The sequence below is a fragment of the Arthrobacter pascens genome (assembly GCF_030816475.1).
In the GTDB taxonomy this organism is placed as follows: Bacteria; Actinomycetota; Actinomycetes; order Actinomycetales; family Micrococcaceae; genus Arthrobacter; species Arthrobacter pascens_B.
This window is the reverse complement of record NZ_JAUSXF010000002.1, coordinates 37,194-57,975: the sequence shown is the minus strand read 5'-3', so window position 1 is coordinate 57,975 and position 20,782 is coordinate 37,194. Positions and strand designations below refer to the sequence as shown.

Genomic DNA, 20,782 nt, shown 5'->3' with positions numbered 1-20,782 from the left:
CCAGCAGTCGCCGCAAAACGACAATGCCTCCGGACCGCCAGCCACGGCGTCCTCACCCGCGCCACACCGGACAACTGGCCCTGGTGCGTACACATTCAAGGCCCCTACTGGTGGCACCGGGATGTTGCAGGTTCCCGGGAGTCCGGTTCCGGAAATCGAGGAAATTCGGACATTTGTGAACGCGCCCCCTGTCACCTATATCACTGGAACAGTGGACAACCGCGAGGGGGCTAAAACCATCCGCGTGGCTGCGATGAGCATATTCACCCCGGAAGGAAGGGAAGTGAAGTACGAGGAGGCCTTTAAGTACATCGGTGAACTACTGGATAAAGTACCCAAAGACACACCCTTCCAGCAACGGGGCAAGTTCAGTGACGTGGCAAACTCCTATCTTGACCCCATACCGCCCTTGGCGGTCAAAGACTTCGTCCTTGCTGGTCCGGAGGTGCCCTCCCAAATTACCGGCATCACGTTTTCCCTGAGTGGAACATTCACTCCGGTTCCCGCAGAGCCTGCCCGCTGATAAGAGGCAGATCCTTGGACCTGGACTCCTTGTACTTCTTCATGGAATGGAGCATATTCTCATTTACAGAGGACATTCCTAGGTCTCCACAAAAGGTAGCAACAACCCGCATTCGAGTAACAGGTGGGGGCCGTGCTCGATGATTGTGAGGTCCTGCCATGTCAACTCAATCACCCCTTCCGGCCCAACCTCCCTCTCCCCAAAATAGTTCTGATCCGGCTGTCCCCAATCGGTCCAATGGTCTGGGCATAGCGGCCCTCGTCATCGGCATCCTCGCGGTCGTTCTGGCCATAGTCCCGTTTCTCGGGGTTGTGGCGTTCCTGCTGGGTCCTGCTGCCATAGTCCTCGGGATCATCGGAGTTCTGCTCAAGTTCAGAAAGCGTGGGACTGCCATCGCCGGGTTGATTCTGGGAGTGGTCGCGGTGATCATTGCAAGCATCATCACGTCCTCGATCTCTGCCGGCCTGAAATCCACGACGAATTCCCCTGCGCCGACCATCCCGCCGGCAGCGCCGTCCTCAGCCCCGTCATCGGCGCGGGCGACGGATAACCCAGGCGAGACTAAAAGCGACCGCGGGAATATTATCCGCACTTTAGGCCAGGGAGCGGGTCTGTCCGACAAGTCCGGAAACCAGGCAGTCTCCTTTGTGTTGAATAAGATCACCATCGACCCTCCATGTACTGCGCAGTTTGCCCGACCTCCGCAGAACGGGCACTTTCTGGCCTTGGATATCTCGGCACAGACCTACCCGCCTCTGAAGGACCTCTTCGGATCAGGGCAGTTCGATTTCAGCGCGTTCAACTGGAAGCTGATCGCGGCAAACGGCACAACATACAACGGCAGTCTTAGTTCTGGTCCAGCAAGCGGATGTCTTGCAGATGCCGAGAAGCTCCCCGATCGGGTAGGAACCGGAGAGAAGGTCACCGGCACCCTCATCCTGGATGTCCCCGCCACCGAGGGAACGCTGGTCTTCGCACCAACGTTCGCGGACGCGAGCTGGGAGTGGCAGTACCCAGCAAAGTAAGGCGTCATCCAGAGCCGTGATTCGCCATCAATCCGCTAACGGCCGGAGGTTGGGAGATCCAGGCTAGGTATCCCACTTCCTTGGTAATGGAACACACCCGAGGGTGAGATTCCCGAGGTTGAGCCCTGAGGCCGTCTCAGTGGCTAGGGCGCGCCCACCGGCGCAATGCATCGAGGGTGGTCTCTGGTGAGGTGTTGAAACAAAACACCACGCCGGGTACCAGCTCATTCAGTAAGTTGAGAATGCGCTCGAACAGCAAGGTGTGCTCCGCTGCCATTCGCAGGCCGGCCCCGATCATCACAACCTGGACCGGACGGACGGCGAGGCACTCCCGGACCCTCTTTTCGGCTTGGTCGAGGTCGGCGGTGACTAGGCAAGGCACGATATCGAATCCCGCCTGACGGATGGCTGCCTCGCCCGCCTCGATCCGAGCCTCCAGCATCTCCTGTGTGAGCTCTGGATGCTGAGTGAGGTCGACGGCGCTCGGATGAAGCCCCAGCGACAGGACGCTGTCACCTGTCAAAGGATGGGCCTCCTTGGAAATCTCCGTCATCACGCCTCTTTCCTTCAACTGCAGCGCGCACCGACCTCTGCCTCGCCTCGTATAAGCACAGGTTTTAGTCGGGCGTTCGGGGCTGTGTTGCATCGAAGAACCGGAAATCCACACTGCCTTGGCCCGCGTCCGCGTCAGCTCCTTTTTCGCGGATGAAATCGAGATCCTCACGGGAAAGCATCATCTGGCCGTGGTCGTCGACTTCGATGCGCCTGACGGACTCCTGTTTTATCCGGGCGGTGACGGTGCGTGGCACCAACACGCATCCCGGATTGGCTAGGAGCCACTGGCGCGTCTCAGAATCAAGCCGGTCCCACTCTTCTTTGAGTGTCATCTCGCTCATGCCACCCTTCCCCATTTGCTCCTGGAACCCAAGTCCGGGGCAGGATTCCGCCCAGAGTACGCCTCACCCCTGGAGAAGAACAGCGTCCTCGCACCCAATCTGGAAACTAGCTGCACCTTCCCCGTGGCGCTGCCGAGGAGTTCCATGTCGGCCAACTCGTTGCGGCCGACGTTGATCAGCGGCGTCGGGATGGAAAGGGTCCGCTTGGGGGCCGCCCAGCTCAAATCAAATGGAGCGGACGTCCCAATTCCTTGGTTCGGGGACGCTGCACAAAATGACACAGTGCAGGCCTGACGAAGCCTCCTAGGCCTAACGCGTGTCGTAGGATTCCCGGCAAACAAGCGCACATATGGTCATTCAATGGATAGGGAACATTACGACGAGCTGGAAGGGCAGACCTCGATCAACGAACTGCTCGACGAGCCCGTCGGCGTTAAACACATCCAGATGGCGCTGCCCCTTCATGTCCAGCTCCCAATGGGGGAAATCCGACGGCTGTGATGACGCTGCCGTGGACGACCCGCAACGTGTTGCTTCTCCGCCGCGCTCCGCTGCGCGTAATCTTCGCGTTCCAAAAGTTGTTCCAAAAATCGCATCTCAAAACTGCGGACGGAACGGACTTTAGAGATCCCCTGGCTGGCGTCTAAACGGTAACTGTTTGTTTTGAGCTGAGAGCGCGGGTCAGCGATGAAACGCTGACACTGAGGGTGCCTGCTGTCTCCTTCAGTGTCTTGCCCTGGCTCCGCAGCTGGTGGGCAGCTTCAAGTTTCTGTGGGGTCATGCTCCGGGGCCTGCCGCCCAGCCGGCCTCTGGCCTTGGCGGCCGCCAGTCCGGCCCGTGTGCGTTCTGAAAGCCTGGACCGTTCATACTCTGCGAGGGAAGCAAACATGTCGAAGATCAGCTTGCCGTGGGCGCTAGTGGTATCCAGCCACGGTTCCGCCAGAGAACGGAAGCCTATCCCGCGCTGCCCAAGGACCGTCACGATGTCCGACAGATCTGCCGTGCTACGGCCCAGCCTGGTCAGATCGTTCACGACCAGAATGTTTCCTGGTTGGAGGTAGTCGAGGCACTCCTTCCACCTCGTGCGGGCCTGTGTCGCGCCGGATGCGTATTCCTGGAAGACCCTCACCGCACCAGCCGCCACCAGCGCATCCACCTGCAAGTCCAATGACTGGCCCCGGGTGCTGACCCGCGCATACCCGACAACATTCCCAGACAAGCCCCTCGGCACGTCAAAAACCCTCTGCTCCACGTTCTGACCTATCTTCTTTTCGACAACGAGTTCTGACTAACGATATTGATCGCCATAGCTAGGATTTCGAGGACTCGCCGGGCATTGGTCAGAAACGGTCGTTTTTGAATACCTAACCGACAGAAGGCGTCCAGCTGCTCCGGAACGACCGGGCGGGGGCAGACCCATGGGTATGCTTTCGGCATGGCGGACGACATCATCATCGAACACCGGATTGCCACGATCAGCGAACACCGTCGGATAGCAGAAGCCGTTGGGTGGTCGGGATCGTTTGACTGGCAGACCGTACCTTTGTCCTTGGAGGCCTCCGTGTCCGGCGTCGTAGCAGTTGTTGGTGAGCGGGTTGTGGGCATGGGTCGCCTTGTAGGTGACGGGGTGAAGTACTTCTACATCCAGGACGTGGCCGTGCTTCCTGAGTACCAGGGCCAAGGAGTGGGGAAGGCGATCATCGACCGACTCCTGCTGCACGTCGCACAAACTGCGCCGTCGACTGCCTTCGTCGGGCTATTCAGCACAGAGCAGGCGACGGAGGTCTATGCCAGCCGAGGATTTACCGCGGGAGATATGACCGGCATGTTCCGGCTGGTGGAGCCCACCTAGGCTGTCCGGTGCCACCTGCTGTGATATCAGGCGTCACAACCGGTCGTTTTTGACGTCGGCAGCGTTTGCGCTTGATGAAACATGCTTCCGAGATACGGGCATGCCCCATAGTCCCGGCCGGCAGTTGCTGTTAGCGCCCCCCTCATCGTGCATTTCACCGTGCGGGTCATACGTACATCGCCAAGACCCGTCGTCACGCTGACCGCGTCAGCGGCTTTCCGCGGCACGCTGATCGACCGGCTTGCGGGCACCGGTGGGCACTATTGGTGAGCGTGGGTGATGGGAGTTCCCGGCCCTGGCGACGTCCAAGTGAAGGTTCTGACACGGAGTGACCCCCGCTGGTGCGTTTGGCATCATTCGGGGGTCACCGGTTCTTGCTGCATGGATCAGGCGGGAAGGATGATGACCTTTCCGGGCACGCGGCCGGCGCTGGCCTCGGCGTGGAGGGCAGGCAGCTCGGTGAGTGGGATGCGGCGGGTGACTTCTACGGTTAGTTTCCCGTCATCGACGAGGGACGCCAGTTCGGTGAGGCGTTCACGGTTTGGGCGGACGTATACGGTGGTGGCGCGCACGCCACGCCTCTCGTCTCCTGGAGTCGGCATGAATGCAGTGGTGCTGACCACTATGCCGCCATCGCGCACGAGTGCGACAAGCGCGATGAATTGCTCCGGATCGATCGGAGCGAGGTTGAGCAGCACGTCGACCTGCCCATTTACGGCGCTGATCAAGTCGGCGTCGGTGTGGTCGATGATCTCGTCCGCGCCGGCCGCGCGGACAGCGTCGATGCTGCGCGGGCTCGCGGTCGCCACGACGTGCACGCCGGCACGTTTCGCAAGCTGGATGGCGTACTTGCCCACGACACCGCCCGCACCGACGATGAGCAGGCGCTGCCCTGCCTCGAGCCGGCCGTCATCGAAAAGCGCCTGCCAGGCGGTCAACGCCACAGAGGGCAGTGCTGCGGCATCGGCCAGCGAGATGTTCGTCGGGGCCGCCACAACCGCATCCGCAGGGGCGATCACATACTCCGCCGCGCCGCCATCCCGCTCCATGGGCAGGAAGCCGATCACCCTATCACCGACCGCAACGCCCTCGACACCCTGACCGACCGCGTCGATGGTGCCGGAGACGTCGAAGCCGGGCACATGCGGCAGCACCACCGGGATCGGCAAGAACCCGGCCCGCATTCCGTTGTCAGCCGCGTTGAACGCGGACGCCGCAACACGCAGCCGAACCTGCCCAGCGGTCGGCACCGGCTGCTCGGTCTCCCCGTACTGGAGCACGTCGGGTCCGCCCACCTCGTGGAACTGTACTGCTTTCATGATTCTCCCTTTCATCGAATGCTTCGAATTCGAAGCAATACGGAGACTGTATCATTGCTTCGAACTCGAATCAACCATCTATGATGAGAGCATGAACGAAACGCCTGCGGCCCTGACCCTTACGCAGCTCGGGGCGTACTTCGCTTTCACGGAGGTGAGTAGCTTGTTGCGCCACGCAGTTGAGAAACAGCTCCGCGATGCCGGGGACCTCAGCTACGTCCAGTTCCAGCTCCTCGCTCGCCTGGGTGACGCTCCGGATGGGCAACGGCGCATGACGGATCTCGCCGACGGCGTGGTCTATAGCCGCAGCGGACTGACGTACCAAGCGCAATTGCTGGAACACCGTGGGCTCGTTGCCCGCTCGCCCTCGCCCGATGACGAACGCAGCACCGTCCTGGCACTCACCGAGGCTGGCCGCACCGTACTCGCGACAGTGTTCCCCGGCCATATCAACGCCGTTCACAGCTTGCTGTTCGCGGCTCTTTCCGACGGTGACGTCGACGATCTCGCGCGCATCCTTGGTCAGGCAGCCGCCCATCTCCGGGCCGCTCCGCCACGCTCAGCTACACGCCGCCGGCGGAAGACATCGTAAAAGCGGTATGCACCATTTAAGCGAAATCGCACCGGCTCTGAGCAATCGCCCGTTAGTCGATCCTTCACCGGACACGCTACCGTCGCCTGGTCATGAGCTGCTGGCGCTTCGGACGGGCTCACGTCGGGCCAGGGATGTCTAAGCTGGAGCACATGAATTTGGTGGCTGAGACCTACTATGTGCCCTAACGAGGGTGACGGTCTTCGTCCGCCGGCCGCGGCAGAGAAATCTCTGCTGCAATGGTTGCTCAGTGCGGACTATCAGGGCGCAGAGGTAACGCTTGATTCAGCGATCACAAGCAGCCCTTCAGGTTCCCACCTGGCCGTCAGCGAACGCATACCGGTCGTATGGCTTATCAAAGTGATGGCGCGTACAGTGACGCATACACACCACATCGATGGTGGCGTTCGTTCATGGTGGGGGCTACAGAACGAATTCCTTATTGCTCTCACGCAAGTAGCCGGTACCGATCGCAGGCCGGATGTGGGTGGCGGGTTGTTCAAACCGCGGCCGGGTCCACGCTTTTTATAGCTGATCATCGACCGGGCACGTTCTTGCGGATCTCAACCACTCATTTCAACGCCAACTCCGCGCACGCGATTCTTTGGCGTGCCCGCCAATAACTGGAGAGATCCCATGCGCAAAATAATCAAGGCCGCAGGCGTTCTGGCCGCCGCCGGAATCCTGCTTACATCCGCACTCCCGGCTGCAACGGCAGACACGGTGGACTCCACCATTTCCGGTGGCGCTCTGGCCGCAACCACGTCCGGCGCTGCCCTGTCTGGAGTACTGCTGAATGGAACCGACCAGGCCGCGACCGGCACTTCGTCTTCGCCGTGGAGTATTTCCGACACCCGCGGTACAGGCGCGGCCTGGGCGCTGTCGGTCACTGCCACTGTCCCTACCAGTGCTGCCGGCACCGTTGAAACAACGGCCCGCACTATTCCGATCGGCAACCTGACCATCACTCCGGGAACGATCACTGCCGGGACCGGCGCCGATGCTGCTGCCGGTGTTAGCGCACCTGTCCTGGCAATGTCCGGATCCGCACAGGTCCTCGTTTCGTCGGCGGGTACCAACAAAGGAACGTACGCGCTGACGCCCTCCTACAGCCTGGCCGTTCCCGCCAGTACGTACCGGTCCAACTATTTCGGCGCGGTCGGGTCCACGGCGCTCCTGCCCTACGTCTCGACCCTTACCTACACCATCTCCTAACAGCTGAACATGCGGCCCGCCGTTTGTCCCTCCCGGGAGGAGGGCGGGGGGCGGGCTGCACGACCGGCCGGATGAATCAGAAGAACGAAACGCTCAGCCGTCGCCACGTTCCTCGTCCTTATCGTGCACTGGACTGGTTGGCGTCCTGAGGCTGCGGCTCTCTGCGTATCGCTGCTGCCCCCGGGTCGGCGCCCATCACGCGCTAACCCAACAATCCGTTTTGCTACCAAGGACTTCCCCGTGACGATTCCATTACTGCGTCCCCTGCAGCGTAAGCCTCTGCGTACCGTCCTGATGATGGCGGCGCTGGCCCTTGGCCTGCTCGCTGGCTCGGGACCGGCGGCGGCCGTCGACAACGGGGCACTGGGAATCCGGCCATCGAACGAATCGGACTTCTTCCACCTCTCCCTTTACCCGGGAGCAGCCCTCGAAGCGACCGCGATCGTAACCAACCACACGCAGTCCCAGGTAACACTGCTCAACTATCCCGTGGACGCCATCAGCACCCCGCAGGGGGCTTTCGCCCTGGCCAACCAGTCCGAGCCCCGCGCCGGCGTCGGCGGCTGGGTACACCTGAACGGGGACCACATCACCGTCGCAGCGAACTCGGAAATGAAAGTCCCGTTCCGGGTGTCCGTCCCCGCGGGCACGCCACCGGGCGACTACGCCGGCGGCCTGATCATCCAGAGCCCCCCGGTCCAGGGCCAAACCTCCAACGTCAACGGAGACACCGCCGTCCGCCTGGACGTCATCCAGCGTCAAGGCGTCCGTATTTATCTCAATGTCGCAGGCACAGCCGTCAGCACCCTCGACTACGGTGACCTGAGCTGGCGGCAGACCGGGGATACGCTCACCTTCACGATTCCCTTGATCAACACCGGCAACACCATCCTGCACCCGTCCGCCATCCTCGATGTCAGCAGCTGGCTCGGAGCAAACACCCAACTCAAATTCGACACCCCCGAAAGCATGCTGCCCGGATCCACCCTGGACCTTCACGCCCGTCTGACACAGGCGCCCGCGATTCAGTCGGGTACCGCCCGGACCACCATCACCTCCGAGGCTGGCACCGGCCACACCGAGACCAGCGTTGTCTACGCACCCTGGCCCCTCATAATCATCGGACTGCTCCTTTTCCTTGCCGCCGTCTACGGTGCCTGGCGCACAGCCCTTTTTGTCCGCCGCGCCCGCCGAGCCATCGCTCAGGTCAACGAAAGTGAACGCTCGGCCCGCGATCCGGAGACCGTTCCCGCACGTTAACCCCGGCGTGTTGAACTGCGCCGACTTTAGGATTCACGGACAGCGAAGGGGGATGAATGGGCCGGCCGCGTAGGTTCCTGTCACTTCTGAGCAGCCATTCACCGCTGTGCGTCCTCTGTGTGCAGAGGGACTGGAGGCGCGCTGGAAGAAGCTCTCCATACATGTAGCCGCCAGGGAACAAGCCGGGACTGAACCCGGGGACCCCCCCCTAAGACCAGTTGCAGAACTCGCTCCGCTTTCACCTGGCACTGACAGCACGACGATGACCATTGCTTTAGTCCTCGCCTTCGAGTGTTTCAGCCTTGATGGTTCCGGCAGCGATTCGGTCCTGGGTCTCCTGGTAGGCGCGCTCAAGGTAGTCCGCCAGGTCATCCTCGCTGACGCGCCACATTCGCCTTTTATCTTGCCTTGATTCAGCTGTAGGCGTTGTTTGTTTTGGCATCCCGCTCACCGTTCCTTACAAATTTCATCGCCGACGTGAGGGTGGGGCTTTCGTAAATGCGATCGAAATCTTCGTGTGAGACATGGAAGACGTCACAGACAACACCGCTTGGGCGGTCTCGTCCGCGTCACTGAAGGAAATGAAGACCAGCCCCGGCTTCGTCCCCTAAGGCTTGGGAATATGGGAGCATCCGGACGGATGCTCGAAAGAGTCGAGACACGAAGGCCCAGGCTCGCTCTGGGGCCATCAAACCGCAGCCGTCAGCAGCGCAGATGGGCGGTACCAGGCAACAATGACCGTGACAGTGCTACCGCTGCCGACTGGACTCGAGGACCCAGCCAGCGAGGAGAAGCGTAGTTTCAGGAACGGCCGGATGGAGTCGACCCTCAACGAGTCCTTGGATCGCCTCTGCCAGCGATCCAGCTGACGAACCACCTCCCGTCTTCGTTCTTTTGAACATGGCAGAGGCTGGCATCGAGGCGCGTGATTCCATTCGACGACGGGGCCTAGAGTGGAACCGGGCTCAGCACATCTGCAACAGGATCCTATCTGGGAGGGCGTTTAGCCACCGGCCCAATGGCTAAAATTTCCCCCGCCTACGGCGCGTTCATCGTCGTCTTTGCCACACCGCATACAGCGCTTGAACAACCGGCCGTCTTCGGAATGTTCGACATGCCACTTATGGCTGATATTCAGCTTGCACAACAGGGCCCCAAACATGGCCTTCTCCGATCCGTGAGTCAGCTGCCTTTGCAATCTAATGATGACCCTCGTTTAGCCCGGCCGGTACCAGCAAATACTGGCCCTTCATCGGTGGCAGGACCAGCAAGAGTAAGCCTCAGCCAGGAAGCGTAAAGAAGCTCGTCGGGTCGTTGGCCCCGAGTAGGTCGTGGTGGAAGACGATGGCGTCCACTGGCCGGGTGTCCACGAACAGGACCGCCACCTCGCGCGAGTGGACGACGGTGCGCCGGGTGGGCCCGTCCAGCCAGGAGTGGACGCCGGTGTACTCCTCGACGAACAACCCGTCGCCGAGCAGTCCCCACTGATCGAGCAGGTCGTAGACAAGATTCCAGGCGAGATCTATGAGCTCATGGATGGCCCCCTCCACCGTTGGAGCCGTCATGACTCCATGGTCCTCCGGGCACTGACAGTATTCGGAAGCCAGTGGGCGTGTCTGCCCTAGAGGGGACCCGCAAGGTTAGGCTGGGCGCAACAGGAGCGACACCCCTGTCTGCATCTCAAGGGGCACCGACGGAGAGTTCGATTATTTGTTCACCGATTTCAGCCGTGCGCCAGGGGAACCCCAGCGCGCGATCCTGAACGTCCGGCCTCGCTATGTGCCGGATTAGCTACTCCTGATCGCCGGTCTCCGTGCCATCTTCGAGCTCGCCGGCGGCAATGCGTTCAGCGGTGCGCCGGTAGGCTTCGGCGATGTAGCCCTCGACATCCTGGCGGCCAATGCGCCACATGCCCCGGCCACCGACCTGAAAAGCACGCAACTCCCCCGTCTTGATGAGACCTTGAACGAGGCTTTGCTTCACGTTCAACTCGTCGGCGACCTGGGCCAAGGTCAGGAAACGGGGCTGGTTCGGTTCGTCAGTCACCGGGCCATCCTATGTGAGGGGCGATCCCGGGAGCCGTCATAGGCTCGGTCGCATGAGAGCCGGTCGGGGATCCTTGGCATTGCGTTGTTGATCGTCATCACGCTGGCTTCAATTGTCGTCGGCGTCCTCTGCCGTCGACGGAGTACACCAGCACTTAACACCCACAAGACATCAGGCCCTGTGGGCCACACATCTGAGGCCAGCGATCCTTACAAACCTCGCAAAGACCCTGCACTGCACAGGATGTTCCTCGCCCCGAATCTCAGGAACAATCCTCAACAACCGCAAGAGACTGGCAAGATAACCCCGGCCGCCGAGCTGCAGGCCGCGCAGCTCCCCCGATGAAAGCAAGGCGTAGATCGTTGGCATGCCCACGTTCAGAATCTCCCTGACCTGGGAGAGCGTCAGAAACTGCGGGAACTTCGGCTTTTCCGGTTGCGTTGATGGCATCTGCTCTAGGTCCTTGCTCCACTGGGGCATGGCTATTTGTCCTCGTTGCGGTGTTGGAGTTCTTCGCGGGTGCGCCGGCCAGGGCGGAGGGCGCCGGCGGGGACGCCGGGCCATTTTTTGCCGCCGTTGTATTTGCGTTGCAGCCGCTTGACTTCCCGCAGCGTCGCCGCTTCGATGAGGTCGGTGATGGATGCGTATCCCTCGAGGTGGCCGGCTTCCTGGACGGCCGCGCGGACTTGGTCGGCGTCGGATTCTGTGAAGTAGGGCGAGAAGGATTTGTTCTTCTTAGGCACCTGGGGCCTTTGCTTCCGGGGCGACGCGTTGCAGCAATGCGTTGTGTACCTTCTCCAGGGTGGCGCTGCGCGCCTCGGCGCTGGCGAGCTTCTTCTCCGCCTCCGCTGTCGCGCCGGCGGCAGCGCGTTCTGCTGCACGTGCTTCTTGGAGCTCGGAGCCCAGGGCGGCCAGCTGCTGCTCCAAAGCCTTCGCCCCGGACTCCAGGGCGGTGATCCGGGCTTGAAATTCGGCAGCCGCGGATTCCTTCTCCGCGGCAGCTTTATCCAGGTCCGCCACCAGTTCGGCGATTTCCTGGTCTTTATCCTTGCGTTCCTGCGCCCAGGCCGTCTCGACAGCGGTGTGCCGTTCGGCGGCCTGGGTGGAGGCCTCGGCCCAGCAGGCCGCGGCAAGCCGGGTGGCCTGTTCAAGCAGGGTCGGCGGTGTCGCGGCCACCTGACCGCCAGCGGCGAGCTTCTCCTCGTTCCATTCCTTCAGGTACCGGGTAGCGTCCGCGTTGCTGACGCCCGCGGCGGCGCGGACGGTGGAGACGGTCGGGCGGCGTTCGGCGCTGATCTGCTCGGCGGCGGTAAACACACGGTCTTTCACACTCGACGTCATGGCGGCTTCTCCAAAAAAGTAGTAGGAGTAGTAACGATACTACTCCTACTACTACTTTTCAAGGTTTAGAAGGTTTAGAACGGCGGTTCGGAATCGGGGCCGTTGCCCCAGCCGCCGGCGCTGCTGGTCTGCGGTGTCGCCCAGGGGTCCTCCTGCTGTGCGGCCTGGCCGGATGGCCCAGTGTTGCCTTGGTTGCCGAAGCCGCCGGCCCCTTGCCCGCCCTGGCCGCCGCTGCGTTGGGTGCGATTGACCTTGGCGTTCGCGTACCGGAGGGAGGGGCCGATCTCATCCACCTCCAGCTCGATCACTGTGCGCTTCTCGCCTTCCTTGGTCTCGTAGGACCTGCTCTTAAGCCGGCCGGAGACGATGACGCGCATGCCCTTGGTCAGGGACTCGGCCACGTTCTCGGCCGCCTCGCGCCACACGCTGGCCCGGAGGAACAGGGTCTCCCCGTCTTTCCATTCGCTGCTTTGCCGGTCGAAGGTCCTGGGCGTTGAGGCGATGGTGAAGTTTGCCACCGCAGATCCCGAGGGTGTGAAGCGCAGCTCCGGATCAGAGGTTAAGTTTCCAATTACTGTGATGGTGGTTTCGCCTGACATGTTCATGACCTTTCGTAGTGTGCTGGTTACGTTCTGCGGTTCTGCGGGCTGATAGGGATCGGCGACGGGGACGTTGATGGCGCCGGAGGGGTTCGCATCGAGTCCGAACCAGTCCTGATCCTCATCGAACTGGCGGGAGCTGATGGTGAAGTCCCGCGGAGTCAGAGTGTCCATGTGGACTAGCAGCTGCGGGTAAGGGCGGCAGCGTGGTTCATGGAGGCCTGGACGAGCTTGTCCCTGCGCAGCCCTGACCAGTGGTCCTGGTCATCGGAGTTGTTCACCACGACGGGCGCTTGGGAGTAGCCCAGTTCCTCCGTGATGTACATGAGGGCCGCCGGCACTTCGGTGATGTCCACGGCCGTGTAGGTGATGCCCTTGGACTCGAAGTATTCCTTCGTCCGGTCACACTGCGGGCAGGCCGGCTTGGTGTAGACCGTGTAGTCGGTGGTTGTTGAGGAAGTCATGTTCAGCACCTGGTTTCGTATGGGTTCTAGTTTCGTTCGTCTGGCTGACTTGCTACCTCCATTCTAACGTTTATTCAACTGAATAAACAAGGGTTCTGACCCTAGATATAGGCCTTTTTGCTAACATTGTCAGAGGTATCGTGGTTCGACTTACGGGTCGTGCCGTGCATAGCGGTAGGGTGGTCCCGCTGTGGTTGTGTGGGTGACTGACCGCCGCCCTGCAGCTTGTGGCTGTCCCCGCCCTTATCCCAGGGAAAAGCCCCCTGAGCGCCTTAGGAGCTGTCTCCCGCTGACGGTTCTTGTGCCGGCGTGGGATGCCCCGCTCGATGGGTGTGTGTCGTCCCGGCTGAAAAAACGCCAGCCCCCTGATCCTGGTGCGTCCGGAGTGGAAGTCTTGGTCCATGGGAGAGTTCCGTGGTTGGTGGAAGGCTTCAAGAATGAGTGAGCAGGTTGGGTTAGTAGCTGAGCGGGATGCTTTCAACGAGTTCGCTAAAGGCAGCTGAGCCTTCATGAACGGTGTTCGGGTGCCGGCGGCTCTGAGGCCTCCCGTGGACCTTGCTCTGGCGAAGGCGGTGGAGTCGTTCCCGGACGCTGGTGCGCTGCCCGGCGGAAATGTTTATGAGATGAAGTGGGACGGCTTCCGGGCGGTTTGTGTGGTCGACGTCGATGCGGTGTCGTTGTGGTCGAGGCAGCGGAAGGACCTGAGCAGCTATTTCCCGGATGTTTTGGCGGCCGCGGGTGAGCAAATTCCGACTGGTTGTGTGGTCGATGGTGAGCTTGTCGTGTGGTCTGGGGACCAGCTGGATTTTGATGCGTTGCAGCTGCGCCTGGTGACTGCCAGGGCGGTGCTGCCGGCGTTGGTGCGGGAGCGTCCTGCCTCGTTTGTGGCGTTTGATGTTCTGGCGGTGGCCGGACAAGATGCCCGGGGTCTGCCGTTCCGGGATCGGCGCGCGTTGCTGGAGGAGCTGGCGGGGGCGTGGGTTCCGCCGTTGAACTTGTCCCCGGTGACCCGGGACCGGGCGGTTGCGGAGACTTGGTTCAAGGAAATGCCGGCCATGAAGGTGGAAGGGATTCTGATTAAGGGTGATTCCCAGCCCTATGAGCCTCGGAGGATCTGGCTGAAGGTCAAGAGCAGGAACGTCACGGATGTGGTGTGCGCTGCTGTGATCGGCCCTGTGGTTCAGCCACGGGCATTGGTCGTTGGCCTGCCGATGCATGGGCGGTTGCGGATTGTTGGCCGGTCCGCTCCCCTGTCCGGCCGGGCCGGCCGGGATCTGGCCAGGTATCTGCACCCGCCGAGGGGAAAGCACCCATGGCCGGAGGAAATCAGTAACAGGATGCTGGACAGGTTCAACAAGGAAAGCGGGACCATACGCCTGACTTTGGTTGATCCCATCGTCGTGGAGGTCTCGGCCGACGTCGCCTGGTCCGGGCGTGCATTCCGGCATTCGGTCCGCCTGGTCCGGGTGCGCCCGGAGCTGGATCCCGACGACGTGCAACTCCCCGGCCATCTGGGTAGGGGGTCCGGTCGCTTTGACGTTGGTTGAGCCGGTGGTCGTGGAAGTTTCGGCTGACGTCGCCCTGGTCCGGGCAGTCTTTCAGGCATTCGCTGCGTTACCTGCGGGAGGTGCCCTGGCGTGCGATAGTGACGACAGGCAACAGGGTTGGGGCTGGTGTGGCGTAGTTGGATCCGAAGGGCTTACGTCGTCATCTGGCACCAGAGGCAATCGTTTTCCCTTGGATGCTGGTCCTGACGCTTCGGGTCTGCGATAGTGAGCGAGATCTGCTTTAGCGAACGGCAGCGGGAGTCAGCGGTTACTCCAACACAAAGGATGGTTATGAACCCCATAGCACCCCAAATAGGCATCGTTTTCGTCCCCGTCAGCGACCTTCAGAAATCCCGTGACTGGTATTGCGACGTGCTGGGGGTTCCTTCCGATGGGGAGATCCTCCACGACCACCTGTACGTCCTGCCCATGGAAGGCACATCACTCATTCTCGACAGCAAGATCTACTCCGAGGATGCCGTCTTCCAGGTTCCCGCCGTCGCACTCAACACTGCCGACATCCACGCTGCCCACAAGTTCATGCAAAGCCGGAGCGCTGAAGTAATGGACGTTCAGTTCGATAAATGGTTCAACTTCAAGGACCCTGACGGAAATCTGCTGATGATATGCCAGTAGGCAGCCGCGAAATGTGAGTCAAAGGGCGGAGAGCTAGCCAGGGCACGTCGCCGCCCGCCCACTGGACGGAAGACACCTGGTGGTTAACGGTGGAAAGGCCGGCACATGTGTGCCGGCCTTTCCTGGGTTTCCCTTGGGCAAAGGAAATCTGTAGACGACTCTAGCAGTCCTGCTGCCGGTGCCCGCGGCACGTGGTGTGGATCCTGCGTTGTCGCGGTAAGCGGCGGTCCGCCGCTGGTGAGTGGCTGCTGTGGTTCCCCCTGGGCGGCGGACCGCCCGACTTTTGGAAGGTTCCCGGCCCTGCCCGTGGTGAGTGGGCGGGGCCTTGCCGGGCGGTGGGGGTTCCGCCCGGCAAGGGGTCTTATGCTGCCGTCTCGTCCTCGGTGGCGGGCTTGGCGCTGTCGAGGATGATCTGTTCGACTTCGCTGGGGGTGTAGCCCCATGTGACCAGTTGTGTCAGGTAGTCCCGGTGGGTCTGGCCCGGGGAACGCCATGAGTCCTTGGCGATTGTCTTTTCATACCCTGCACACACCAGCGCGATCAGGGGAAACTCGGGCCGTGCCGTTGTCTTCGCGACGTGCTCACGGAGCGGGTTCCATGCCCACGCGTTGGATTCTTCGAACTTCGCCCCGACCATCTCAGCGGCTACCTTGCCCTCGTAGCCGCTGGCCGTTTCGGAGTGGTGGGTGATGGCGTGGACGGTGAAGTACTGCCAGCCCTTCGGTGCCTGCTTCCGGGCGAGCAGGGTCTTGACGAATTCGCGGCGGACCTTCGTCGCGGATTCCATGGCTTTGTTGTTCGCGATCAGGGTTTTGCGTTCGGATTTCTGCTCGTCGGTCATCGGTCCTTTTTTTGCTTGGCTGCCGCCGTCGTAGCGTTCGTACTTCGGTGTGAAGCCCATTTCCTTCCATCCGGTGATGACGGGCTTGGCGTTGTGCTGGCCCCGGTAGTCGGTGCTGATCACGTAGGCGTTGGCGTCCTCCTCGGCGGCCGGTTCACCGTCTGCCCGCTTGGCCGCTGAGACATACAGGTTCTCCTCGTCGGCGTAGTGTCCGGCGTCCTCAACGACGGCCTTGCCCTTGGCTTCCAGTTCCGCGATCAGCGCGGCGAGTGCGGCAGCGCTTTCACGGCGGTCGCGCAGCTGCTGCGCGACGTGCAGGAGCTGATCGGGTTCGTCCATGATGACCGATTCCAATTCCTCCGTGGCGTCCTCGTCCCCTTCGAACTCGGCCATGATCAGGGCTTCCTCGATGGTGTAGCCCTTGCCCAGAGCGGCGGCTCCGGCGTCAGAGGCTTTGGCCTTCAGTGCGCTTTCGACTGTGGTCTTGGTGCGTCCGGTCTTCTTGGCGATCGCGGCCGCGGAGACACCGATCAGGGAGAGCTGGTGGTAGGCGTCGGCCTCGTCCGCTTCGGTGAGTTCGGCGCGCTGGATGTTCTCCACGACCTGCGTGACGATGCGTTCGGCTTCCTCGGGTGAGCCCGCGACGAGAACAGGGATGGACGTCCGTCCGGCTTCGATGGAACCAAGGGTGCGGCGCTGTCCCATCAGGACATGCACGGTGCCGTCCTCCTTGCGGTGGGCGACGACGGGGACGAGCACGCCGTGCTCTTTAATGCTGGCTATGAACTCCTTGGTGAGTCCGGCGTCTTTGCGCACGTTGGTCTCAACGCTCAGCGTTGCCGGGTCGATCATTTCAAGCGTGGGTGTTGCGTTCATGGTGTGGCTCCTTTTTGCCCAAGGATGGGGTGGGAGGGGCGGCTCAGGTGACCGGCCAGCTTCCCCTCTCCCCCCGTTGTTTTTTGGTTGCTGGCAAGCTCGCTTGCTCGGCGGCCGACGGAGCCCTGTCTACCCTTGGGCAAGGTGGGGGAAATTCCCGGAGGAAATCAGCGACGCAGGAGCGCCGGAGGGAAATTCTTACACTGCAGGCCCCGACGAAGGAGGGGCTAGACGGGGTGGAGCGGACGCCTAGAATCCGAAGGACAGCAACCAAAAAACGTCGTAGACAACAAGCAGGGCCAGGGTGTCCGGAGCTCTGCGACGGCGCGCACTGGACCCAACAGCCGGCCGCGAAGCGGACGCCCGAAGGGGTGCGAGTTCTGCGAGCATGTCTTTCCCCCATGGTTCCGACGGATCCGCGCGTGGTTTCCCGGATCCTGGGCGGGGCCGGCGCACCAGGTGGGCACAGCAGAACTGATCGGTAGCGGCGGTCCGTCGCCGGTGACCACAGCGCCGGCGGCCCCGTGCGGCGGACCGCCCGAGGTGACCGGCCCCGAAAGACCGGCCACCCTGCGGGTCTATTCTCGGCGGTCGTGCAACGGCACGGCGCCGTAGAAGTCGATGGACTCACGGAACCTGCTGTCACTGCTGAAGATGAACGCGCCGACGAACATGTACCACGGGGCGGGTTCGTCCTCGGTGGGCAGGGGTTCGGCGTGGTAGACCGTGCCGCCGGGGTTTTCGCGCTTGACGATGCGGACGGCTGGCCGTTCCTCCGTGGGTGGGAAGATGGGGTCGATTCCCGGGCCGACGACGGTCACTTCTGTGACTCTGGCGGAGATTCCCCGGTTGGAGAAGTCGATGCCGAGGGCGTCGCGGTAGATCAGGGCGTGGATGCCTTTGCGCGGTGTGGTGTCGTTGCTCATGTGCTTGCTCCTAAAAGTCGGTGGGCGGTGCTGCCCGGCCGGGTTGGCCGGGCAGCACAGGGGTTTCAGTGCTGGTTAGGCGGCGTTGACGGTGTAGGGCATCCGGTAGCGGCTGGGCAGTTCGGCGGCGGCTTCGGGTAGGTCATCGGGGCCTTGGGCCTGCCCGCTCTTCCATTGGAAGAATGCGTACTCGGTGATCGCGTCCCACTGCCGTGCCTGTGTCCGGTAGTAGCTCGTGGTCACGTCGCCCTCGCAGTACGTCGCGATGCCGAAGAGGTTCCCGATGCTGTCAGCGGTGCGGATGCCCGCGAGCATGACGTAGGGCCATTGGCCCAGGTCCCAGCCGTCACAGCCCCAGCTGGGAATCACGGCCCAGCCGTGTTCGCCGATGAGTTCCATCCAGTCGTACCCGTCGTTCATGTGGTAATCCCGGAGAACCGGGGCGTCATGGATGACCTCGTTGGTGTCTTTGGTGGTCACCGTTGCGGTGGCTACTGCATTCATTTCTGGCTCCTTTTTGCCCAAGGATGGGGTGGGAGGGGCGGCCCAGGTGACCGGCCAGCTTCCCCTCTCCCCCCGTTGTTTTTTGGTTGCTGGCAAGCTCGCTTGCTCGGCGGCCGACGGAGGCCTGTCTACCCTTGGGCAAGGTGGGGGAAATTCCCCGGAGGAAATCAGCGACGCAGGAGCGCCGGAGGGAAATTCACCCGCCGCAGGCCCCGATGGAGCTTGCGGAACCGGGGCTAGACGGGGTGGAGCGGACGCCTAGAATCCGAAGGACAGCAACCAAAAGACGTCGTAGACATGCAGGGCCAGGGTGTCCGGAGCTCTGCGACGGCGCGCCCTGGGCCCAACAGCCGGCCGCGGAGCGGACGCCCATTTACCTGGTTGCAGCGCAGCGGAAACGGTGCGAGCCCTGCGAGCATGCCCTTTGACCAGGACCGCCCGGACAAAGGGAAAGGGCGACAGGAGAGTTCTCCTGCCGCCCTTTTGGGGCCGTTCTGGAATGGGCCGCCCTAACTCGTTCGAGTTAGGGTTTCGCGGGTCCGAAGGATTATGAAGGCAAGAACCATGGCGACTACTGCGAAGAGGAATGCCAGGGCATATCCAAGATCTCCTACCGTGAGGTAGTGGAAAACGTTGCCTACTGCGCAGAAGAACGCCACGGCCGCGGCCACGAGTCCCATGATGGCCGGTGACCGTCCAAACATCAGGTCGGCGTTGCGCACCCGGCTCGCCAGGGCTGCCACAAGGTAGGCGCTTATGCCGATCAGAAAGACCGTTGTAAACATTGCTGTTGCTCCTTTTTCAGATCGACGCTCAGGGTTTCCCGCTCATGGCCAAACTACTTGAGACCACCGACAGGATGGCGATGGGCCAGTTAGTGATCGTGGTTCCCCGGCCGGTTTTGGGGCGAAGGAGCCGGCACATGTGCCGGCTCCTTCTGTTTTCCCTCAGCAAAAGGAAATCTGTGGTGCAGCGTCGTTGCTGCCTGACTTAGTGGTCTTAGTCTTCGGGGTAGCTGTCTTGGGACATGTCGGCGGGTCCGTGTCCGGGCTCGATGGTGAGTAGGGACAGTTCCAGCACGTCTTCGAGGACGCTGGCGTTCTCGGGCAGGGCGTCGTCCTCGGTCATGATGAACTCTGTGCCCATGCGGCGCGTCTCCTGGCTGGTCGTGGCGGGGTCGTCCTTCCACTGTAGCCGGGGATCTTTGGTATGGACTTGAGGCGGTGGTGCGTCCGCGCAGCGTTGCCGGCGGCCGGCGGAGCGGAGCGGGGGAGGCCGCCGGACCGGTTGCTGGCAGGAACGGTGGGTCTCCGTCCCTGCCAGCAGGTGGGGTTAGCGCAGGCGTTGGTAGGCGGTGTCCGGGTTCTGTGCTGTTCCGGCGACGTTCCCGCGGCGGACGAGCTCGGTCAGCAGCTGGGCCATCCGGTAGCCCGGTGTGTCGGCCGCGGCAAGTTCGAAGTGTTCCATAGCGACGGAGGCCCGGCCTTTGAGGTACTCAAGCCAGCCGATCAGGCACAGCAGCGGCGCCCGGGCTCCTACCGGGGCCGCTGCGATCAGTGCACGGGCGGTGGCCTGCGCGGTGTCCACGCGCGACCAGTCGGGGCGGGCAGGCTGTCGGTGACGACATCACACATCATCAGGTCGCGAATGATGGGGTTGTGGAGCGCCCCGACGAGCTGCACGGCCGTGTCCGCGTCCGGGTGCTTGCCTGCCTCGTGCAGCGTCCGGGTCCAGAGGCTGCGGGCGGCGGTGATGTCCTCCAGCGAGACGCTGGGGATCGCAGCCTGGATACGGGTTGCGGTGCCCGGGTCACCGGTGAACGGGCCGTAGTGTGCAGCGGCGTCGTGGTGGTTGCTGCCGGTGTAAATCAGTTCGGCGTTGAGCTGGCTGTCGGTGATGGCCTCGACAGGCTGGTTGCCGGTGTCGGTCAGCAGACCGCGCCAGTGCGTGGGCGTGACAAGCCAGGCGTCTTTCAGGGGCATTTGCGCCAGTGTCAGTTCGCGGATGATCGCCTCAAGGTGGGCGAGGTACGGGTTCGGGTGCTCGTCGGTGTCTGTGTAGACGGCGAGCAGGGCGGCGGTGGCTTTCTCGTCGGCCGCGAGGTAGGTGACGACGCGGCGGGCGTAGTCCGACGGCTCCCCGGTGGTGGGTGCGTCCACGCGCAGGGTCGCTCCCAGCCGCTTGCCCTGCAGGGTCAGCAGGACGAAGGCGTTCCGGGGTGTAAAGCCCAGGGCGTGCGGGATGAAGCTGAGAATGTCGGCGGTGCTGGTGGCTTTGAGCTGTTCGTTCATGGCTTTGTTGTCCTTTGCTGAGGAGTTTT

The 20,782-nt window shown here is 62.3% G+C and carries 27 protein-coding genes; 9 read left to right on the top strand and 18 right to left on the bottom strand.

Annotation, left to right across the window (positions count from 1 at the left end; translation table 11 throughout):
* Nucleotides 1–121: 121 nt before the first annotated feature.
* The gene (locus QFZ40_RS21535) at nucleotides 122–523 is read left to right on the top strand and encodes a hypothetical protein (RefSeq protein WP_306907076.1); all 402 of its coding nucleotides are present in this window, start codon (nucleotides 122–124) and stop codon (nucleotides 521–523) included.
* A gap of 158 nt (nucleotides 524–681) precedes the next feature.
* Nucleotides 682–1,548, top strand: a complete 867-nt coding sequence (locus tag QFZ40_RS21530; RefSeq protein ID WP_306907075.1) for a DUF4190 domain-containing protein — start codon at nucleotides 682–684, stop codon at nucleotides 1,546–1,548.
* Between the two features lie 136 nt (nucleotides 1,549–1,684).
* Here the strand turns inward: QFZ40_RS21530 and QFZ40_RS21525 are convergent, their stop codons facing one another.
* Nucleotides 1,685–2,104 (bottom strand): hypothetical protein, encoded by a 420-nt coding sequence (locus tag QFZ40_RS21525; protein ID WP_306907074.1) that lies wholly within the window; start codon nucleotides 2,102–2,104, stop codon nucleotides 1,685–1,687.
* A gap of 61 nt (nucleotides 2,105–2,165) precedes the next feature.
* On the bottom strand, nucleotides 2,166–2,444 hold the full coding sequence (locus QFZ40_RS21520) for a hypothetical protein (protein WP_306907073.1): 279 nt from the start codon (nucleotides 2,442–2,444) through the stop codon (nucleotides 2,166–2,168).
* A gap of 360 nt (nucleotides 2,445–2,804) precedes the next feature.
* Between QFZ40_RS21520 and QFZ40_RS21515 the strand changes: the two genes are divergently transcribed.
* Entirely contained in the window at nucleotides 2,805–2,945 is a 141-nt protein-coding gene (locus tag QFZ40_RS21515; protein WP_306907072.1) for a hypothetical protein, read from the top strand.
* A 142-nt stretch (nucleotides 2,946–3,087) separates the two neighbouring features.
* On the opposite strand, the gene QFZ40_RS21510 is transcribed toward QFZ40_RS21515, so the two are convergent.
* Entirely contained in the window at nucleotides 3,088–3,663 is a 576-nt protein-coding gene (locus tag QFZ40_RS21510) for a recombinase family protein (RefSeq protein WP_306907071.1), read from the bottom strand.
* A 216-nt stretch (nucleotides 3,664–3,879) separates the two neighbouring features.
* On the opposite strand from QFZ40_RS21510, the gene QFZ40_RS21505 reads away from it, so the two are divergent.
* Nucleotides 3,880–4,296, top strand: a complete 417-nt coding sequence (locus QFZ40_RS21505; protein WP_306907070.1) for a GNAT family N-acetyltransferase — start codon at nucleotides 3,880–3,882, stop codon at nucleotides 4,294–4,296.
* Between the two features lie 386 nt (nucleotides 4,297–4,682).
* On the opposite strand, the gene QFZ40_RS21500 is transcribed toward QFZ40_RS21505, so the two are convergent.
* Nucleotides 4,683–5,615 carry an NADP-dependent oxidoreductase gene (locus tag QFZ40_RS21500; RefSeq protein WP_306907069.1) on the bottom strand — a complete coding sequence of 311 codons (933 nt, stop codon included), beginning with the start codon at nucleotides 5,613–5,615 and terminating at the stop codon, nucleotides 4,683–4,685.
* A 91-nt stretch (nucleotides 5,616–5,706) separates the two neighbouring features.
* On the opposite strand from QFZ40_RS21500, the gene QFZ40_RS21495 reads away from it, so the two are divergent.
* From QFZ40_RS21495 to QFZ40_RS21485, 3 genes are all read left to right on the top strand, one after another.
* The gene (locus tag QFZ40_RS21495; RefSeq protein WP_306907068.1) at nucleotides 5,707–6,207 is read left to right on the top strand and encodes a MarR family winged helix-turn-helix transcriptional regulator; all 501 of its coding nucleotides are present in this window, start codon (nucleotides 5,707–5,709) and stop codon (nucleotides 6,205–6,207) included.
* 636 nt (nucleotides 6,208–6,843) lie between these two features.
* On the top strand, nucleotides 6,844–7,422 hold the full coding sequence (locus tag QFZ40_RS21490) for a WxL domain-containing protein (protein WP_306907067.1): 579 nt from the start codon (nucleotides 6,844–6,846) through the stop codon (nucleotides 7,420–7,422).
* A gap of 240 nt (nucleotides 7,423–7,662) precedes the next feature.
* A complete protein-coding gene (locus QFZ40_RS21485; protein ID WP_306907066.1) occupies nucleotides 7,663–8,682 on the top strand; it encodes a WxL protein peptidoglycan domain-containing protein in 1,020 nt (339 codons plus the stop codon).
* 1,280 nt (nucleotides 8,683–9,962) lie between these two features.
* On the opposite strand, the gene QFZ40_RS21480 is transcribed toward QFZ40_RS21485, so the two are convergent.
* The 7 genes from QFZ40_RS21480 to QFZ40_RS21450 form a co-directional block, all read right to left on the bottom strand.
* Nucleotides 9,963–10,247, bottom strand: a complete 285-nt coding sequence (locus QFZ40_RS21480) for a hypothetical protein (RefSeq protein ID WP_306907065.1) — start codon at nucleotides 10,245–10,247, stop codon at nucleotides 9,963–9,965.
* 226 nt (nucleotides 10,248–10,473) lie between these two features.
* Nucleotides 10,474–10,728, bottom strand: a complete 255-nt coding sequence (locus tag QFZ40_RS21475; protein ID WP_306907064.1) for a helix-turn-helix domain-containing protein — start codon at nucleotides 10,726–10,728, stop codon at nucleotides 10,474–10,476.
* A 171-nt stretch (nucleotides 10,729–10,899) separates the two neighbouring features.
* On the bottom strand, nucleotides 10,900–11,208 hold the full coding sequence (locus QFZ40_RS21470; protein ID WP_306907063.1) for a helix-turn-helix domain-containing protein: 309 nt from the start codon (nucleotides 11,206–11,208) through the stop codon (nucleotides 10,900–10,902).
* A gap of 2 nt (nucleotides 11,209–11,210) precedes the next feature.
* Nucleotides 11,211–11,471 carry a ParB family protein gene (locus QFZ40_RS21465; protein ID WP_306907062.1) on the bottom strand — a complete coding sequence of 87 codons (261 nt, stop codon included), beginning with the start codon at nucleotides 11,469–11,471 and terminating at the stop codon, nucleotides 11,211–11,213.
* On the bottom strand, nucleotides 11,464–12,069 hold the full coding sequence (locus QFZ40_RS21460) for a DNA-binding protein (protein WP_306907061.1): 606 nt from the start codon (nucleotides 12,067–12,069) through the stop codon (nucleotides 11,464–11,466). Before QFZ40_RS21460 ends, QFZ40_RS21465 begins: the two co-directional genes overlap by 8 nt.
* A 74-nt stretch (nucleotides 12,070–12,143) precedes the next feature.
* Entirely contained in the window at nucleotides 12,144–12,668 is a 525-nt protein-coding gene (locus QFZ40_RS21455; RefSeq protein WP_306907087.1) for a single-stranded DNA-binding protein, read from the bottom strand.
* A gap of 179 nt (nucleotides 12,669–12,847) precedes the next feature.
* Nucleotides 12,848–13,132, bottom strand: coding sequence for a glutaredoxin family protein (locus tag QFZ40_RS21450; RefSeq protein ID WP_306907060.1), 285 nt, complete (start codon nucleotides 13,130–13,132; stop codon nucleotides 12,848–12,850).
* A gap of 509 nt (nucleotides 13,133–13,641) precedes the next feature.
* Here QFZ40_RS21450 and QFZ40_RS21445 point away from each other — a divergent pair.
* Together QFZ40_RS21445 and QFZ40_RS21440 are read left to right on the top strand one after the other, a co-directional pair.
* Nucleotides 13,642–14,679: an ATP-dependent DNA ligase gene (locus QFZ40_RS21445; RefSeq protein ID WP_306907059.1), complete on the top strand. Its 1,038-nt coding sequence runs from the start codon at nucleotides 13,642–13,644 to the stop codon at nucleotides 14,677–14,679.
* A gap of 291 nt (nucleotides 14,680–14,970) precedes the next feature.
* On the top strand, nucleotides 14,971–15,315 hold the full coding sequence (locus tag QFZ40_RS21440) for a VOC family protein (RefSeq protein WP_306907058.1): 345 nt from the start codon (nucleotides 14,971–14,973) through the stop codon (nucleotides 15,313–15,315).
* A gap of 361 nt (nucleotides 15,316–15,676) precedes the next feature.
* On the opposite strand, the gene QFZ40_RS21435 is transcribed toward QFZ40_RS21440, so the two are convergent.
* The 7 genes from QFZ40_RS21435 to QFZ40_RS21405 all read right to left on the bottom strand — a co-directional run bounded on the left by QFZ40_RS21435 (nucleotide 15,677) and on the right by QFZ40_RS21405 (nucleotide 20,753).
* Nucleotides 15,677–17,032: a ParB/RepB/Spo0J family partition protein gene (locus QFZ40_RS21435; protein ID WP_306907057.1), complete on the bottom strand. Its 1,356-nt coding sequence runs from the start codon at nucleotides 17,030–17,032 to the stop codon at nucleotides 15,677–15,679.
* Between the two features lie 578 nt (nucleotides 17,033–17,610).
* Nucleotides 17,611–17,958, bottom strand: a complete 348-nt coding sequence (locus QFZ40_RS21430; protein ID WP_306907056.1) for a hypothetical protein — start codon at nucleotides 17,956–17,958, stop codon at nucleotides 17,611–17,613.
* A gap of 75 nt (nucleotides 17,959–18,033) precedes the next feature.
* Nucleotides 18,034–18,462 (bottom strand): hypothetical protein, encoded by a 429-nt coding sequence (locus QFZ40_RS21425; protein ID WP_306907055.1) that lies wholly within the window; start codon nucleotides 18,460–18,462, stop codon nucleotides 18,034–18,036.
* A 509-nt stretch (nucleotides 18,463–18,971) separates the two neighbouring features.
* Nucleotides 18,972–19,247 carry a hypothetical protein gene (locus tag QFZ40_RS21420; protein WP_306907054.1) on the bottom strand — a complete coding sequence of 92 codons (276 nt, stop codon included), beginning with the start codon at nucleotides 19,245–19,247 and terminating at the stop codon, nucleotides 18,972–18,974.
* Nucleotides 19,248–19,461: 214 nt separating this feature from the next.
* Nucleotides 19,462–19,608 (bottom strand): hypothetical protein, encoded by a 147-nt coding sequence (locus QFZ40_RS21415; protein WP_306907053.1) that lies wholly within the window; start codon nucleotides 19,606–19,608, stop codon nucleotides 19,462–19,464.
* Nucleotides 19,609–19,794: 186 nt separating this feature from the next.
* On the bottom strand, nucleotides 19,795–20,049 hold the full coding sequence (locus QFZ40_RS21410; protein WP_306907052.1) for a DUF4192 family protein: 255 nt from the start codon (nucleotides 20,047–20,049) through the stop codon (nucleotides 19,795–19,797).
* Complete coding sequence (locus QFZ40_RS21405; RefSeq protein WP_306907051.1) at nucleotides 20,016–20,753, bottom strand: DUF4192 family protein; 738 nt, start codon at nucleotides 20,751–20,753, stop codon at nucleotides 20,016–20,018. Before QFZ40_RS21405 ends, QFZ40_RS21410 begins: the two co-directional genes overlap by 34 nt.
* Between the last annotated feature and the right edge of the window lie 29 nt (nucleotides 20,754–20,782).